The organism is Bacillus cereus, from assembly GCF_002577405.1.
GTDB lineage: Bacteria > Bacillota > Bacilli > Bacillales > Bacillaceae_G > Bacillus_A > Bacillus_A cereus_AU.
Genome location: NZ_NULR01000013.1, coordinates 617575 through 633004 on the forward strand (window position 1 = coordinate 617575; position 15430 = coordinate 633004).

Genomic DNA, 15430 nt, shown 5'->3' on the forward strand with positions numbered 1-15430 from the left:
GTAGATGGGGAAAATTCGCAAACTCGATGATCAACTCTCTAACTTAATTGCGGCAGGGGAAGTAGTAGAACGCCCTGCCTCAGTCGTAAAAGAACTTGTGGAAAATTCCATCGATGCGAATAGTACATCTATTGAAATCCACTTAGAAGAAGCTGGGTTATCGAAAATTCGCATCATAGATAATGGAGATGGCATTGCAGAAGAAGATTGTATAGTCGCTTTTGAACGCCATGCGACAAGTAAAATTAAAGATGAAAATGATCTATTTCGTATAAGAACACTTGGTTTCCGCGGAGAGGCCCTGCCGAGTATTGCTTCTGTAAGCGAATTAGAATTAATCACTAGCACAGGTGATGCGCCTGGTACACACCTTATTATTAAGGGTGGAGACATTATAAAACAAGAGAAAACAGCGAGCCGAAAAGGAACAGATATTACAGTACAAAACTTATTCTTTAATACACCAGCGCGTCTTAAATATATGAAAACCATTCATACAGAGCTTGGGAATATTACAGATATCGTGTATCGTATTGCAATGTCACATCCAGAAGTATCGCTAAAATTGTTTCATAATGAAAAGAAATTGCTTCATACATCAGGAAACGGTGATGTAAGACAAGTACTTGCGGCGATTTACAGCATTCAAGTTGCGAAAAAGCTTATTCCAATTGAAGCCGAATCTTTAGACTTCACAATTAAAGGTTATGTAACATTACCAGAAGTAACGAGAGCATCTCGTAATTATATGTCAACGATTGTAAATGGCCGTTACGTTCGAAATTTCGTATTAATGAAAGCCATTCAGCAAGGTTACCATACATTACTGCCAGTTGGACGATATCCAATCGGCTTCTTATCGATTGAAATGGATCCAATGCTTGTTGATGTTAACGTACATCCAGCGAAATTAGAAGTTCGTTTTAGTAAAGAACAAGAGTTGCTAAAGCTTATCGAAGAGACATTACAAGCTGCATTCAAAAAAATACAGCTCATCCCAGATGCAGGTGTAACAACGAAGAAAAAAGAAAAAGATGAAAGTGTGCAAGGACAGTTCCAGTTTGAGCATACGAAACCGAAAGAACCATCCATGCCTAATATTGTTTTACCGACAGGAATGGATGAGAAACAAGAAGAACCAACGACTGTGAAACAGCCAGCACAACTTTGGCAACCGCCGAAGCAAGAATGGCAACCACCACAGTCGCTAGTAAGAGAAGAACAAAGTTGGCAGCCATCTACTAAACCGATAATGGAAGAACCAATTCGAGAAGAGAAATCGTGGGGCGGTAATGAAGAGGATTTTGAGTTGGAGGAATTAGAAGAAGAAGTTCGGGAAATAAAAGAAATTGAAATGAACGGTAATGACTTACCACCGCTTTATCCAATTGGACAAATGCACGGAACATATATTTTCGCTCAAAATGATAACGGGCTATATATGATTGATCAGCATGCAGCGCAGGAACGTATCAATTATGAATACTTCCGTGATAAAGTAGGAAGGGTAGCACAAGAAGTACAAGAACTACTTGTACCGTATCGTATCGATTTATCTCTTACCGAATTTTTACGTGTCGAAGAGCAGTTAGAAGAACTAAAAAAAGTCGGACTATTTTTAGAGCAATTCGGTCATCAATCCTTTATCGTCCGCTCGCATCCAACGTGGTTCCCGAAAGGACAAGAAACTGAAATTATTGATGAAATGATGGAGCAAGTTGTTAAACTAAAAAAAGTAGATATTAAAAAACTACGTGAAGAAGCAGCCATTATGATGAGCTGTAAAGCATCGATTAAAGCAAATCAATATTTAACGAATGATCAAATATTTGCTTTACTTGAAGAACTTCGTACAACAACAAATCCATACACATGCCCGCACGGTAGACCGATTCTTGTGCATCATTCTACTTATGAGTTGGAGAAGATGTTTAAGAGGGTTATGTAGGGTACTGTCCAAAGGGAAAAAAGTCCGCTACTGATCATATAAAAGAGAGTGGACCATCTTGTACTATTGAGATTATAGTATATAAAAGGGAAAATATTGCGAGATTAATGCTTTAGTGCTTTATTATGTAAAAAAATAAAAGATAAATCAAAAAGGAGCGATTGTAAAAATATGCTCCTTTTTGATTTATCTAGGAATTTATGGAATTTAAAGAGGGTGTTTCTTTTAAGTTAACTGAATAATAAGCCTTTCTTTGAAGGAGTTAGAACAATGTGACGCTTTTAAATAAAGCCATGGTGTTTATAAAAAAGACGCGATGTTGTGAATAAAGTCGCGACGTTTTGCCACTTTGGATCTGTTTATCTAAAGGGGAGTTTTTATAGTGAAAAGAAAATCTGAACTGAAAGGCGGATTAAGGAACCGTTGAGTAAATTAGGAATTCCGAGAAGATGAAAGAGTTATGTATAGTAATAATGAACTAGTTATGGTATGTTGGGCATTGAAAATTGAAGGAATAATTATAAACACTCCCAGCAGTTTAATTAAATCGCAAAAGTATGATGTTGCTATAAAAGAGATAATGGTTGTACGATAAAAGAAGGTAAAATGAATTTCCTTTAAAACTATTAAGTTAATCTTTAACAAAGGTGAAATAGCGGTTCTGGTGCAAAGACAAACCTCGTTCCTCCATCATTTCCACTAAATCGCGAAAACTCAAGTTGTACCTTAGGTATCATCTTGCTGTTAACAAAATAATGTCAGGTTGACAGTGCTTCCATTTGAACAAATTTTCCTTTTCCTTACCAATCACGCCCTTTTTTAAAGTACTAGTATCAGTATGTCCAAGTTTATTAGATTTCCTGCACCAGAACCAAATAATTGACAATAAATTATCAAAGGGGCTATATTAGAATTGATTTTAAAAATTCAGTAATTTATTATAAGTAACAAGCCAAGAGGTGTTTTTTATGGCAAGACTAAAAGATATTGCGGAATATGTAGGCGTTTCGATCGCTACTGTTTCGAGAGTCATTCAAAATGACAAAACACGAAATGTTAATCAGGAAACAAAGAATAAAATATGGAAGGCTGTGAAGGAGTTAGGATATGTCCCTAATCAGCATGCCCGAAATCTGGCGAATAATAGGCAGAAGAGAAGTGAAACAAGAACTATGAAAATTGGCTGGGTAGCCAACCCAAGACAATCAGAAACAAACCCATATTTTGGTTGTATCTATACTGGTATTCGTGATACCTTGACGAAACATGATTACACGTTAATTACTATTACAAAGGATGAAATTGAAAACGAGGCGCTGCTGCTTAAGACAATTCATGACCTTGGTGTTGAAGGGCTTATTCTTATTGACAGGATTGAGGATAGCTTAATTGAGTATATTCAGCAAACGATTCCTCTTGTTGGATTAGACTTTTACTATACTGATAAGCACCTGACTATTGTCGATTACAATCGTGAGGTAGCAATTAAAACGGTGGTTCACCATTTAGTCGATCAAGGACATCGAGACATCGGATTTATCGGTGGAGGTGTTGGTGAAACCTTTGAAGATTTACATGGGGAACATCGATTCAAAGGGTATCAAGCTGCTATGGAAGAAGCAGGACTTGATATTTACCCGGATTGGGTCATCAATGCAAAGTGGGAAATGAAAAATAGTTACGAGGAAATGAAGCAGCTCATTAAAAGAGACACGGCTTATTTGCCAACAGCCATGATATGTGCTAGTGACGGGATGGCTATCCCTGCCATGAGGGCCGTGATTGAAAGTAATCTTAAAATTCCAGAAGACATCGCTTTCTTTGGTGTTGATAATATGGAAATGGGTAAATATTTTACACCGCCGCTTTCAACAGTGGAAACTCCTAAGTACGAAATGGGAAAGATGGCAGCCAAAAACATCATGGAAATGGTGGAAGGGAAAATCACTCTTCCTATCAAGATGATTTTGCCATTTGAATTAGTCATTCGTGAATCATCATCAATAAAACGGAACTAATCGGTTCTTTTTATCACCACTCGGAAAACGTTTGGATAAATACCGGAAAATTTCTAAGGAGACAACAAACGAATCATAATTAAGACTTCAGTGGGAGGAGAGCGTATTCACCATATGCTTTGCAATATCCCAATAAATTAATGATTGTTGGCGTACCAGGGCATTTTAAGCAATCTTGCTTATGCTCATCCTGCTTTTCAAAAGAGAATTAATATGAGGTTACGGAATACAAACCTTAACCTCAGTTTTTATTGTTTGTTAATTTCTCCACTCTATTACGTGGAGTATAAAACAAGTAATTAGATAATGTGCTCAATAGACCCTAGGGCTAACTGAAATTAGTTTAAGTTGATGGGTTGACAGAACGAAATACGAGTGTTATATTCTGATTAATCTAAAAATTCAATCTATAAATAAAATCGTTTATAACACTCTTGTACTAGCACCCGTTAACGACTCAAAGAAATGTGCTTCTTCTACAAAATGAAAATTCCTCCCTCTTAGAAAACAAAAAAATCATAGAATATTTCTTAAATAGATTTAGATTGTGTCATTTGAATTAGACCCTCGTGAATGGTTGGATATAAAACGAACCAAAGTGGTTCTTTTTTAATCATCATTTGGAAAGCGCTTTCCATAAAATAGGAAAATCAACAAAATTACTAGTATATTTTAGGAGGTGAATCCGAAATAGCACTCTTGTATCACCACCACGTTAACGACTCAAAGAAATGTACTACTTCTACAAAACGAAAATTCCTCCCTCTTAGAAAACAAAAAATCATAGAATATTTCTTAAATAGATTTAGATTGTGTCATTTGAATTAGACCTTCGTGAATGGTTGGATATAAAACGAACCAAAGCGGTTCTTTTTTAATCATCACTCGGAAAGCGCTTTCCTTAAAATAGGAAAATCAATAAGTTTACCAGTATATTTGGGGAGGTGAATCTTAAGAGAGCTATTAATAAATTTAATTTACTATAGGAGTGAACTACAAGTAGAAATGGTGAAAATTGGTATTATAGGTGCAGGACTTCGAAGTGGTATTGCAAAGTACGGGCATAATCCCAGTGAAAAGTTTTAGAAGTCAGTCAAGGACTGAGTATAGATAGCTTTCAATTTGAAAAGGAGGAGATCCAATGCGAATGAAAACCCCTTTAATTATTACATCGATAGCATTAATGGCACTAACGGCATGTACAAACAATGTTGAAAACGTAGATAGTAAAGCAGACAAAAAGGCACTGACAAATCTTAATGAAAAATCAGCTATGCCTATTGTTAAAGAACCTATTACTCTTAAATTTTTTGCTGGAAGAACAGCTCAATCCGCAAAAGACTGGAATAATGTATTGATCTTTAATAAGTATGAAAAAATGACCAATGTCGATATTAAGTGGGAAATGGTGCCGGATACATCACTAGAAGAAAAGAGAAATCTCGCCTTAGTGGGTGGAAATTTACCTGATGCCTTTCACACCGCCTCATTTCCAGCGACAGAAATACTGAAATATGGAGAACAGGGTGTCTTTATTAAGCTCAATGATTTGATTGATAAATACGCACCGAATTTAAAGAAAATTATGAAAGAAAACCCAGAAGTGAAAAATGCCATCACTTTTCCAAATGGTAACATCTATTCGTTTCCAACCATTATTTCAGAGGACTTTACTTCCATGCTACTTGGACCACGTCCTTGGATAAATAAAGAATGGCTTGAGAAATTAGGAATGAAAATGCCTGAGACAATTGAAGAGTATTATGAATATCTCAAGGCGGTAAAGGAAAAAGATCCGAATGGTAATGGTAAAGCAGACGAGATTCCTTTTGGTAGTTACTCAATCGGTATGTTGACTAGATGGTTAAATGGCTCCTTTGGATTGGTAAATAGAGGCTATGCCTCACCGTTCGTAGATATGAATCCAAAAGAGAATAAATTACGTTTTATTCAGACCTCTAAGGAGTATAAAGAAATGCTCCAATATGTGCATAAATTATACAAAGAAGGGCTTATTGAGAAAAATATTTTCTCGAAGGATACGAGTCAATTCCTTGCCAATGCTACACAAGGTTTATACGGAAGTACTGTTTCACATAGTCCGAAAGAATTATTTGGTGCAGATAAATATACCGGCGGTTCAGCTTTGGAAGGTCCGTTTGGAGATAAATTAATTACAGGAAGAATTCCTTCAGTAGCAAGTATGGATGGATTTGTTATTACAAGTGCAAATAAAAATCCTGAAGCTACAGTCAAATGGATGGATTATTTCTATAGCGATGAAGGTTCAAAATTATTTTTAATGGGTGTTGAAGGGGAAACGTTCGAAAAAGCTCCAAACGGCGAGCTTCGGTATTTGGATAAAATCACTCATAGTTCAGAAGGATTATCTTTTGAGCAAGAACTTGCAAAATATTTAACATGGCCTGGCGGCGGCTATCCAGGTATTGTAAAGGAAGAATTTTTTAAAGGACTTGAAAACGCACCTGACGCTAGAGAAGCGGCTAGGAAATTAGAACCTAATATAATAAAAGAAGTATGGCCACAATTTACTTATACTGTTGAAGAAAATAAGACGTTGACCACTGTTGGTGCTGATATTGAAAAGTATGTTACTGAAATGCGCGATAAATTTATTACAGGTGTTGTACCATTTTCAGAATGGGATAAATATGTAAAAACGATAGAAAAAATGGGCTTAAAAGATTATATGAAAGTAAAAGCAGAAGCTTTAAAGAGATATCAGAAAAATTAAACGACCTAATGAAAAAAACGTAACTAATTTTACAATGCTATTTATCTATTAAGTTCTTTAGGGAAACTATAAAATGGTTTCCCTAAAGAAACATTTACGAAGTAGGGGTGAGTCTGAAATGGATTTGAAAAGGAGTGAGGTTAGTACTTCTTTTACAACGAATAAAGGATTTAAATTAGTAAAAAAAGATATCTTAAAAAATTGGCAGCTTTATGTCTTTTTACTTCCAGCACTACTTTATTTTTTTATTTTCAATTATATTCCAATGTACGGAGTCCAAATTGCTTTTAAGGAATTTTATGCGAATCTAGGTATTTGGGGAAGTCCATGGGTGGGATTTGAACATTTCCAACGTTTCTTTGATTCTTATTATTTTTGGAGATTACTAAAAAATACATTGATTCTTAGCTTCTATCAGCTCATCTTGTTCCCACTGCCAATCATTTTTGCTCTTGCTTTAAATGAAGTAAAGGATGGAGCCTTTAAAAAGTTTTCTCAGACGTTTACCTATGCTCCTCATTTTATTTCGGTTGTTGTACTTGTTGGGATGGTTTTTGCTTTTCTAGATCCAATAACTGGCTTGGTGAATATTGCTATAGAAAAGCTGGGAGGGGAACCAATATCATTTTTAACTAGTCCCGGATGGTTTCGTCATATTTATGTCTGGTCAGGCCAATGGCAGTCACTAGGATGGGGAACAATCATCTATTTAGCCGCATTAGCGGGAGTAAACCCAGAACTGCATGAAGCGGCTAAAGTAGACGGAGCTTCAAGATTTCAACGGATTATTCATATCAATATTCCGACCATTCTGCCTACTGTTGTTGTTTTATTTATATTAAATATTGGTAGTTTTATGGCCGTTGGATTTGAAAAAGTATTACTTCTACAAAATACATTAAATTCTGAAACATCAGATGTTATTCAAACATTTGTTTATAACACGGGGTTATTGCAAGGTCAATATAGTTTCGCATCAGCTATTGGCTTATTCGAATCAGTAATCAATATCATTCTTTTAGTTATGGTTAATCATATTGCAAGAAAAACTAGTGACAACAGTTTATGGTAAGGAGTGTCAGACTATGAAGAGGACTGGTTTATCTGATAGAGTCTTTAATATTATAAATAACATCTTTGTATCTATTATTGTTCTGATCATTTTATATCCCATCATTTTTGTGTTAAGTGCCTCTATAAGTGATCCATTAGCAGTTAGTTCGGGTAAAATGTGGCTTTGGCCAGTTGATATAACTTTTAAAGGGTTTAAAATGGTCTTTCAAAATGATGCAATTTGGCTGGGGTATCGTAATACCATCATATACACCGTGCTAGGAACATTACTTCATTTACTAGTTTTACTGCCTTGTTCCTATGCATTATCCAGGACAGAATTAAAAGGTAAAAAGATAATCTTGTGGTTTATTCTGTTCACGATGCTCTTTAACGGTGGTTTGGTTCCCACGTATTTAGTAGTTAAATCATTGGGGATGCTAAATACAGTGTGGGCAATGGTCATACCGGGTGTTGTTGGAGCGTGGTCTATTCTAGTGGCACGTACCTTTTTTCAACAAAATATACCAGTACAATTAGTTGAGGCATCAAAAATGGATGGAGCTTCTGATTTCACAATCTTTTGGCGAGTTGTACTTCCCCTATCCATACCAATCATTACTGTTATGGCGCTATTTCATGCTGTTGGATTATGGAATCAGTACTTTTCAGCATTAATTTATCTATCGGATGAAAAACTTTATCCATTACAATTGATCTTAAGAGAGATTCTTATTGTAAATGATGTTGGTAACGGTGGTGGAGAAGGGATGACTTCAGGACTCAGTGAAAACTTTATGGATCAAGTGAAAATTGCTGCGCAATTGAAATATGCAGTCATTATTGTTTCAGCTTTACCACTACTTATTATCTATCCATTTATTCAAAAGTATTTGATTAAAGGTATGTTAATAGGGTCTGTGAAGGAATAAACTAGTTTAACCAACTAACTACTACTATCTATATATGAATCTATCCTAGTAAGTGGAGGAATAGTTATGACGGGAATTACAAATGGAATCTATCGTGTATGTGAGTGGGTTTTTCGATTTGCCTATGTCAACTTATTATGGGCTGTGTTTACGTTAGTTGGATTAGGATTGTTTGGTTTCATGCCTGCCACAACCGCAATGTTTGCTGTTATAAGGAAATGGGTCCTGGGTGATAATGAAGTACCGATTTTTAGTACTTTTTGGGAATCCTATCGGAGGGAATTCGTTAAGGCAAATTTACTTGGAATAATATTATTTATTATTGGATATTTGATTACGATTGAATTTCAAATATTAATTAAAGCAATCGGCCCCTTTTATTATATTGCTAGGTTTGGAGTAATTGCTCAATTCATTTTATATATCATGGTTTTAATGTACTTCTTTCCTGTTTTTGTCCATTTTAAAATTAAAATAGGATATTACTTTAATTTACCATTTATGATGTGCTTCTTATACCCGGTCTTAACAATGTTTTTACTCGTTACCATTTTTTTAATACATTATTTAACTTTTATAATAATGCCTGGATTAATCTTCTTTTTTGGAGGAAGTGTGACAGCCTTTTTGTTAATGTGGGGATCTTGTAAAGTATTTCCATATTTTCAAATTAAAAGTTCACAGGCAATTGAAATGTAAAGGGGGGGCTATTTTGCAAAGAGCTCATATTGACTTGATGATCCGAGAATGTAAAACAGTAATTGATGTGACGGATTTCGGGGCGGATCCTTCGGGTCAAACAGATAGTACCAAAGCCATTTGGGAGGCATTCGAATCAGCCAAGACGACCGAGGGACAGGTAGTGATAGACTTTCCGATGGGGACCTATCAACTCCATAAAGGTACAGCACAAAAAAGAGTTTATCATACATCCAACACAAATAGTATCGAATACCCTGAAAAACATGTGGCTTTATTACTAGAAGCACAGAATCAAGTAATCGTAAATGGTAATGGTTCTCTATTTATGATACACGGTGATTGTATGGCCATTGCGGTCATACAATCAAAAGAAATCTATCTTCACAATTTTTCTTGGGACTTTGTAGATCCTACAACCATTGAGATGACAGTAGTTGACACTGGGGAATGGGAAGGTGGAGAATTTACCGATTTCTATATTCCCGCTTGCTTTCATTTTTCCATAAGTGAAAATGAAAATGATGTTATCTGGTACAGTGAAATTAATCCAATTAGTGGGGAACATTATTGGATCGATAAAAATCACAAGGATGCATGGACACTTGTCGCTTACCATCCAGATATAAACATCACAAGGCGATATTCACTTGACTTAGGGCCTTTCGCCTCGAATAGAGCGAAGATTCTGCAAACTGGAAAATCAACGATTCGAGTTTTTTATGATAAAAAAAGACCATTTCTTCATAAAAAGGGATTGGTATTTGAATTCTGTTCAACACCTAGAAGAGAAACAGCAGGCGCTTTTATTTGGGAAAGCGCAGATACAGTTGTTGATAAGGTAAATGTCCATTATATGCACGCATTTGGCTGGTTAACACAAATGTCGCATAATGTGTCCTATTACGATTGTACATTTAAAACAAGAGAAGAGAGTAACCGCTATACCTCTAGTTATGCCGATTTGATTCATGTGTCGGGTGCTAGTGGTCATATCCATATTGAAGGGTGTACGTTCAATCATGCTCACGATGACCCTATTAATGTTCACGGAACATTTACACAGGTCGAGAAAAAAATAGACAACTATACTTTATTACTTCGTTATATCCAAAGGCAGCAAGGTGGCTTTCCTCAATACTATTTAGGGGATGAAGTAGTATTTTATCTTAGAGAATCCTTAACTCACGGAAGGGATCAAGGAAGAAAGTATACAGTAGCAAATGTGGTGAATCCTGGTGAAAATAATACTGATCTAAGATCAATGATTGTTAAATTTGACCAACCTATTCCTTTTGAGCAATTAACAAATGATAGAGGAGAACCGCTATTTGTAGCTGAGAATGTTACCTATACACCATCGGTACATATTAAGAATAATCATTTTGAAACGATATCAACCAGAGGCATACTATGTACAACCAATAAAAAGATCATCATAGAACATAATACTTTCAAACATATGGCAATGGATTCTATCTATTTATCTAATGATTCCCAGTATTGGTATGAATCTGGCCCGATTTGTGACATGACTATCCGTTCGAATAAGTTCTATGTTATTAATCCGGGCAATGCTAACTGGCGAAATGCTGCAATACGCATAGATCCAATCACTCTAGGAGAAACGATGCCTCATTTTACAAATACTATTCACAGGAACATTAGAATTGAAGATAATGAATTTTTTATGGAACATGAGTCAGTATTAGCTGTAAATAGTGTGGATCAGCTTATCTTTACTAATAATAAAATTTTCAAGTACCAACCAAAAAGAGATAATACCCTTTATAGAACGTTAGTCGGGGAGAGAAAAAATTCAAATAGAATAACAAAAACATTTGAGTTTACTGCATGTAACAACGTCATCATTGAAAAAAATACCTTTGAAGAAGATTTTTATCCTGAACTATCATACTCTCAGATGCCTTTTACGAATATTCAAGTAACTGGAGTAGATAAATTAAACAAATATTAAATGAAAAGAACGGTTCTGGTACAAAAACTTAAGGACAATTTATAAAAATTCTTTTTTTATGGATATTTTAGTTTTAATGCAATCCTTTTGTGAATAAAAAAGGCACTGTATATCAGCACTTTTAAAAAGGAAAGTTTGATAGTAAACTCTCCTTTTTAAAGGGGATATGAGCTGAATAATAAGAATTAATACTTAAAACGTAACTATGCATGGTTAAAATGAAGAACTATAGGATTATTTATTTTTATTATTATTAATTTTTTCAGTATATAAAACTTGCTCTTTATAATGTTTTTTAATTGGGAAATTATGTGTACCTGTGCTGTTTTTGAATTTTTTATCAATGGGGTTTTTTAGAGGGATTGTTGTAGTTTCAGTAAATTCATATGGGTAATTTATTTTAGATTTATCTTCAAACATGAAAGTGCCTCCTTTTTAGGATTTCCTAAATTCTTTACTATAACATGATATGCATATAGATTTTTTTGGGACTAGTTATTTATATAGGTTAATGGAATTTAATTACATAATTACTGGGATATTTTAATGGAAAGCAATTTGAGAAAGATATTTTATGAATAGCCGTTGACTACTATTGTTGTTTTTTTAGTTATTGTGATGTATCTGAAATGGCATACAGGTTCATTTAACAACTATTATGTGAGGGTTTTTTTTGTTTATCAGCGAAGTACACAATGCATATATATTCGTTATAGATTGTTTTTATAATGTTGTTTATATGGGGTTTTCCTGATAATATAATGTGAAATATTATATTGTTATTAGGTTATTAGGAACATTTAATGTTGTTTCACAACTGAAAGGGAATTGAAAAAGAACTGAAACTTTTCTCATAAAAATTCAATCTTACTTGAAAAATGAAAGGAAAATGAAATTTTCCAATAGAAATTCTTTGTTAAGATAAAAAGGCATACATACAAAAAAAGTATTGACATTTGGAGAAAAACGTACTTTCAAGATATAGTGGGGGAAAAGATGAGATTAGAAAAACAATTAATAAAAAAGATGTACTATGAAACATTCTTAATGGAGAATGAAACACAACAACCTCTTCAAGTACTTGGAGAAGTTTACTTAAACGAAGAAAAAGATGAGATTTCCGATGGGTCTTATATTCGTTTTGCACAGGGTGAATTTTATTATCACCATCAAGATTTTGAAGCGGCTATTTTTAAATGGGAGAAAGTTAGTAATGAATTAGCACCATGGGCACAAAAAAATATTGCGGATGCTTACTTCGAACTTAACAGATTATCAGCTGCTGAAGATGTTTATACTTCCATTACTACTGATAACAAAATATTGATGACTGAAATTGGACTGCAATTACTTTCTCTTTACATAGAGCAGAATAATTTTGATTCAGCTTTCGCTGTTATTAAAGAAGCGGTTTCTTTAAATCCTGATTATCCAAACGTCACAATTATTGCCCGTTCCTTTTATGAGGAACAGCAAGATTTTGATAGTGCAGTAGAGCTTGCTGTGAATGAGTTAATTCGAATAGAATCTTATCCGTGGTTTGAGGTTCTAAAAGGATATATCGATAAAGGATTTACTAAACATATTTCACCAGATTATTTTTATGAAGTATTAGTTACATTAAATAATGTAGATCAAGTGCAATTTACGCAAATTGTTTCATCACTTTGGAACAGTTATAAAAATGAACAAAATTACTTATTATGGCTTAACACAATAAATGAGTTTTTCTTACATATCGAAATACATTCGTCCGATATATGGGACAAAATTTCTTCTCTTTACGAAGAAACGTACTTTGAATTAATTCAAGGTCAATATATGCTTAGACAATTACACGATATCGTCCCAAATCTGTTAACAAATTGGTTAAAGGTAGTCAATCCGTCTCATGCTGTATTTCCATCAGCAGCGGTATTGGTATGGGATGAGATTTTCCCTTCCAAAATAGATTCAGCAAATATAAAACATGCGGAAAACCTACTGTTATATTCTATTAATCATGTGAATGGCTTAGAGTATAGTTTAGATCTTTTTGAATCTATTACACAGTGGGCACAAAAGCATGAAATAGAAATGGGTCACAGATTTAGATGGTTAGTTGGCGAGCTTGCAGATTTAAGAACAAATCGTATTTTAGTAACGGGAACTTCAGGAAACGGAAAAACTGCATTTATTAACTCCATATTAGGAGAAAATATATTAGAAAACTCAATCTCAAATGTAGTGGTTTTAAAAAATGATGCTCATACAGAGATTAACGCTATAACAGATTCAGCCATTACAACAACTGAGAATTTCTATGATTACCATAATATGATGGCAGTGCACCATCAAACATATAGAGATAGAGCATGTGTTGAATTTAAATTACCATGCAGATTTTTAAGCAAAAATAAACTTACATTCGTAGTTACCCCTGGTTTTAATAGGAATAACGACACTAGAGATGAGATATTTGAATATCTAAATTCTGTAGATGAATTATTGTTCGTATTGAATGCGGATTCACCTTTTACTGACAAAGAACGTGACATTCTATTAAGCATTCAAGAACATACACCAAATCTACAAATTCATTTCTTATTAAATAAAATAGATAACATTTACAGTGAAGCAGAAGTAAAAAGAGTATTACATGATACGCAAGCGAGAATAAATACATATTTCCCACATGCGAGACTTTTCCCTTACTCTTCGTTATATACAAGTAGTCAACAACTAAATGATTTAACTGAGTTTATTCGTTTTAACTTTAACCATAAAAATATCGATGCAGAACGTACTGAAAAGCTATTGTATTTCATTCGAAAAACAATTACATATCTTTTGGATAAACGCGTTGAGAAGGAAAACAATCTAGTGGATGTTATTAATTGGAATGAAGATATGTTGGTTAAACTAAATGGTTGTATTAATAACCTTACTGCTTTTGAGAAGGAAAAAATTCAATTAATTACAGAATCATATCGTGCAATGAAAACTGAAATTACTAATGATCTTACTGAACATATTCCGAAGCTATTACAGAGTTGTTCTGATTTAATTAGTGAGGAAAGTGATTTCGGGCACATTGATATGGAACTAAATACAGCGATGAACGAAAGAGTGCACAAATATTTAGAACAAACTGTATTACCTAATTTTGCTCGTTCTATGCAAAATTGGATTGCAACTTCTAATAATGAGCTCCTTCAAAGTCAATCGTACTTAGAAGAACTCAGTGAAGGACTTAATTCTTTATTTGGAGAAAATCGAATACAGTTAGAATGTGACTTTAAAGTACTGGATGACTGGCGCAGAGATACTGATAGAATGACGACTGGAATACAAATGGAAGAGGTGAATATTTTACGCCGATTTACGCCAGCACAATTTTTACTGAAAAGTGCCGGTAAATTATTTGGGGTTCTTCCAAAGAATAGAGCTATGCTATATAACAAATACAAACAGTATTTAGAAAATGAAGATTATACTGAGGTAACGGCTTCTATTATGAAGAAATTTTTCTTGCAGTTTGAGCTGTTTGAAAACACGCAAGAGCGGGATATTAATATGTTCTTTAGGAGTCCATTTAATTCCTTGAAACAAGCTGTAGAAAATACTCATTTAGAAATACAAGAAAAACAAGAGGTATTACATAAAATGAAATCAAATCCTGCAGTCTATCAGGATTCTATAACTCTCTTTGAATTGAGATTACGTCAATGTGAAGTAATCTTAAATATAGGTGAGGATTATGCCTATACAGATTTAACTTTAGAAACAACTATAGAATAAACGTAAAACAACTCCAAAATATACAGTAAAAGTGGATTTTGGAGTTGTTCTTTGCTTACATCCATATAATATGTCAGGTCTTTAATTGCATCATGTGATATAAGAGAGTAAAAAGGGAGCAACTGTAGTTAGTTGCTCCCTTCGTATATATTTCATGTATCACGTAAAATACTGATTCTTTGTGGGTTAATCATCAGCGGGAGAGAGATAAGAATTTCATTAACGTTATTACTAGATAAGTAAAGTGTTGGTGAAACTTAAAATATT

9 protein-coding genes and 1 pseudogene are annotated in these 15430 nt (G+C 34.1%); 8 read left to right on the forward strand and 2 right to left on the reverse strand.

Features of this window, described 5'->3' with window-relative positions:
* Positions 1–4: 4 nt before the first annotated feature.
* Positions 5–1948, forward strand: a complete 1944-nt coding sequence (gene mutL, locus COC96_RS19110; RefSeq protein ID WP_098267821.1) for a DNA mismatch repair endonuclease MutL — start codon at positions 5–7, stop codon at positions 1946–1948.
* A gap of 667 nt (positions 1949–2615) precedes the next feature.
* Here the strand turns inward: mutL and COC96_RS19115 are convergent.
* A pseudogene (locus COC96_RS19115) lies at positions 2616–2759 on the reverse strand (IS6 family transposase); the annotation flags it as partial.
* Between the two features lie 157 nt (positions 2760–2916).
* Between COC96_RS19115 and COC96_RS19120 the strand changes: the two are divergent.
* From COC96_RS19120 to COC96_RS19145, 6 genes are all read left to right on the forward strand, one after another.
* Positions 2917–3966, forward strand: coding sequence for a LacI family DNA-binding transcriptional regulator (locus COC96_RS19120; RefSeq protein ID WP_098769146.1), 1050 nt, complete (start codon positions 2917–2919; stop codon positions 3964–3966).
* A 1141-nt stretch (positions 3967–5107) separates the two neighbouring features.
* Positions 5108–6721, forward strand: a complete 1614-nt coding sequence (locus tag COC96_RS19125; protein WP_088230062.1) for an extracellular solute-binding protein — start codon at positions 5108–5110, stop codon at positions 6719–6721.
* Between the two features lie 118 nt (positions 6722–6839).
* Positions 6840–7793: an ABC transporter permease gene (locus COC96_RS19130; RefSeq protein ID WP_098769167.1), complete on the forward strand. Its 954-nt coding sequence runs from the start codon at positions 6840–6842 to the stop codon at positions 7791–7793.
* A gap of 13 nt (positions 7794–7806) precedes the next feature.
* Complete coding sequence (locus tag COC96_RS19135) at positions 7807–8706, forward strand: carbohydrate ABC transporter permease (RefSeq protein ID WP_088230061.1); 900 nt, start codon at positions 7807–7809, stop codon at positions 8704–8706.
* A 66-nt stretch (positions 8707–8772) separates the two neighbouring features.
* Positions 8773–9405 carry a YesL family protein gene (locus COC96_RS19140; protein ID WP_098769147.1) on the forward strand — a complete coding sequence of 211 codons (633 nt, stop codon included), beginning with the start codon at positions 8773–8775 and terminating at the stop codon, positions 9403–9405.
* A gap of 13 nt (positions 9406–9418) precedes the next feature.
* Positions 9419–11383, forward strand: coding sequence for a glycosyl hydrolase family 28-related protein (locus COC96_RS19145; RefSeq protein WP_098769148.1), 1965 nt, complete (start codon positions 9419–9421; stop codon positions 11381–11383).
* Between the two features lie 234 nt (positions 11384–11617).
* Here the strand turns inward: COC96_RS19145 and COC96_RS19150 are convergent, their stop codons facing one another.
* Positions 11618–11803, reverse strand: coding sequence for a hypothetical protein (locus tag COC96_RS19150; protein WP_097902897.1), 186 nt, complete (start codon positions 11801–11803; stop codon positions 11618–11620).
* A 576-nt stretch (positions 11804–12379) separates the two neighbouring features.
* Here COC96_RS19150 and COC96_RS19155 point away from each other — a divergent pair.
* Positions 12380–15163 (forward strand): dynamin family protein, encoded by a 2784-nt coding sequence (locus COC96_RS19155; RefSeq protein WP_098769149.1) that lies wholly within the window; start codon positions 12380–12382, stop codon positions 15161–15163.
* The last annotated feature ends 267 nt before the right edge of the window (positions 15164–15430 follow it).

Excerpts from the sequence above, each read along its gene's own strand:
- mutL (WP_098267821.1), top strand. The coding sequence starts at position 5 with ATGGGGAAAATTCGCAAACTCGATGATCAACTCTCTAACTTAATTGCG.
- COC96_RS19120 (WP_098769146.1), top strand. The coding sequence starts at position 2,917 with ATGGCAAGACTAAAAGATATTGCGGAATATGTAGGCGTTTCGATCGCT.
- COC96_RS19125 (WP_088230062.1), top strand. The coding sequence starts at position 5,108 with ATGCGAATGAAAACCCCTTTAATTATTACATCGATAGCATTAATGGCA.
- COC96_RS19130 (WP_098769167.1), top strand. The coding sequence starts at position 6,840 with ATGGATTTGAAAAGGAGTGAGGTTAGTACTTCTTTTACAACGAATAAA.
- COC96_RS19135 (WP_088230061.1), top strand. The coding sequence starts at position 7,807 with ATGAAGAGGACTGGTTTATCTGATAGAGTCTTTAATATTATAAATAAC.
- COC96_RS19140 (WP_098769147.1), top strand. The coding sequence starts at position 8,773 with ATGACGGGAATTACAAATGGAATCTATCGTGTATGTGAGTGGGTTTTT.
- COC96_RS19150 (WP_097902897.1), bottom strand. The coding sequence starts at position 11,803 with ATGTTTGAAGATAAATCTAAAATAAATTACCCATATGAATTTACTGAA.
- COC96_RS19155 (WP_098769149.1), top strand. The coding sequence starts at position 12,380 with ATGAGATTAGAAAAACAATTAATAAAAAAGATGTACTATGAAACATTC.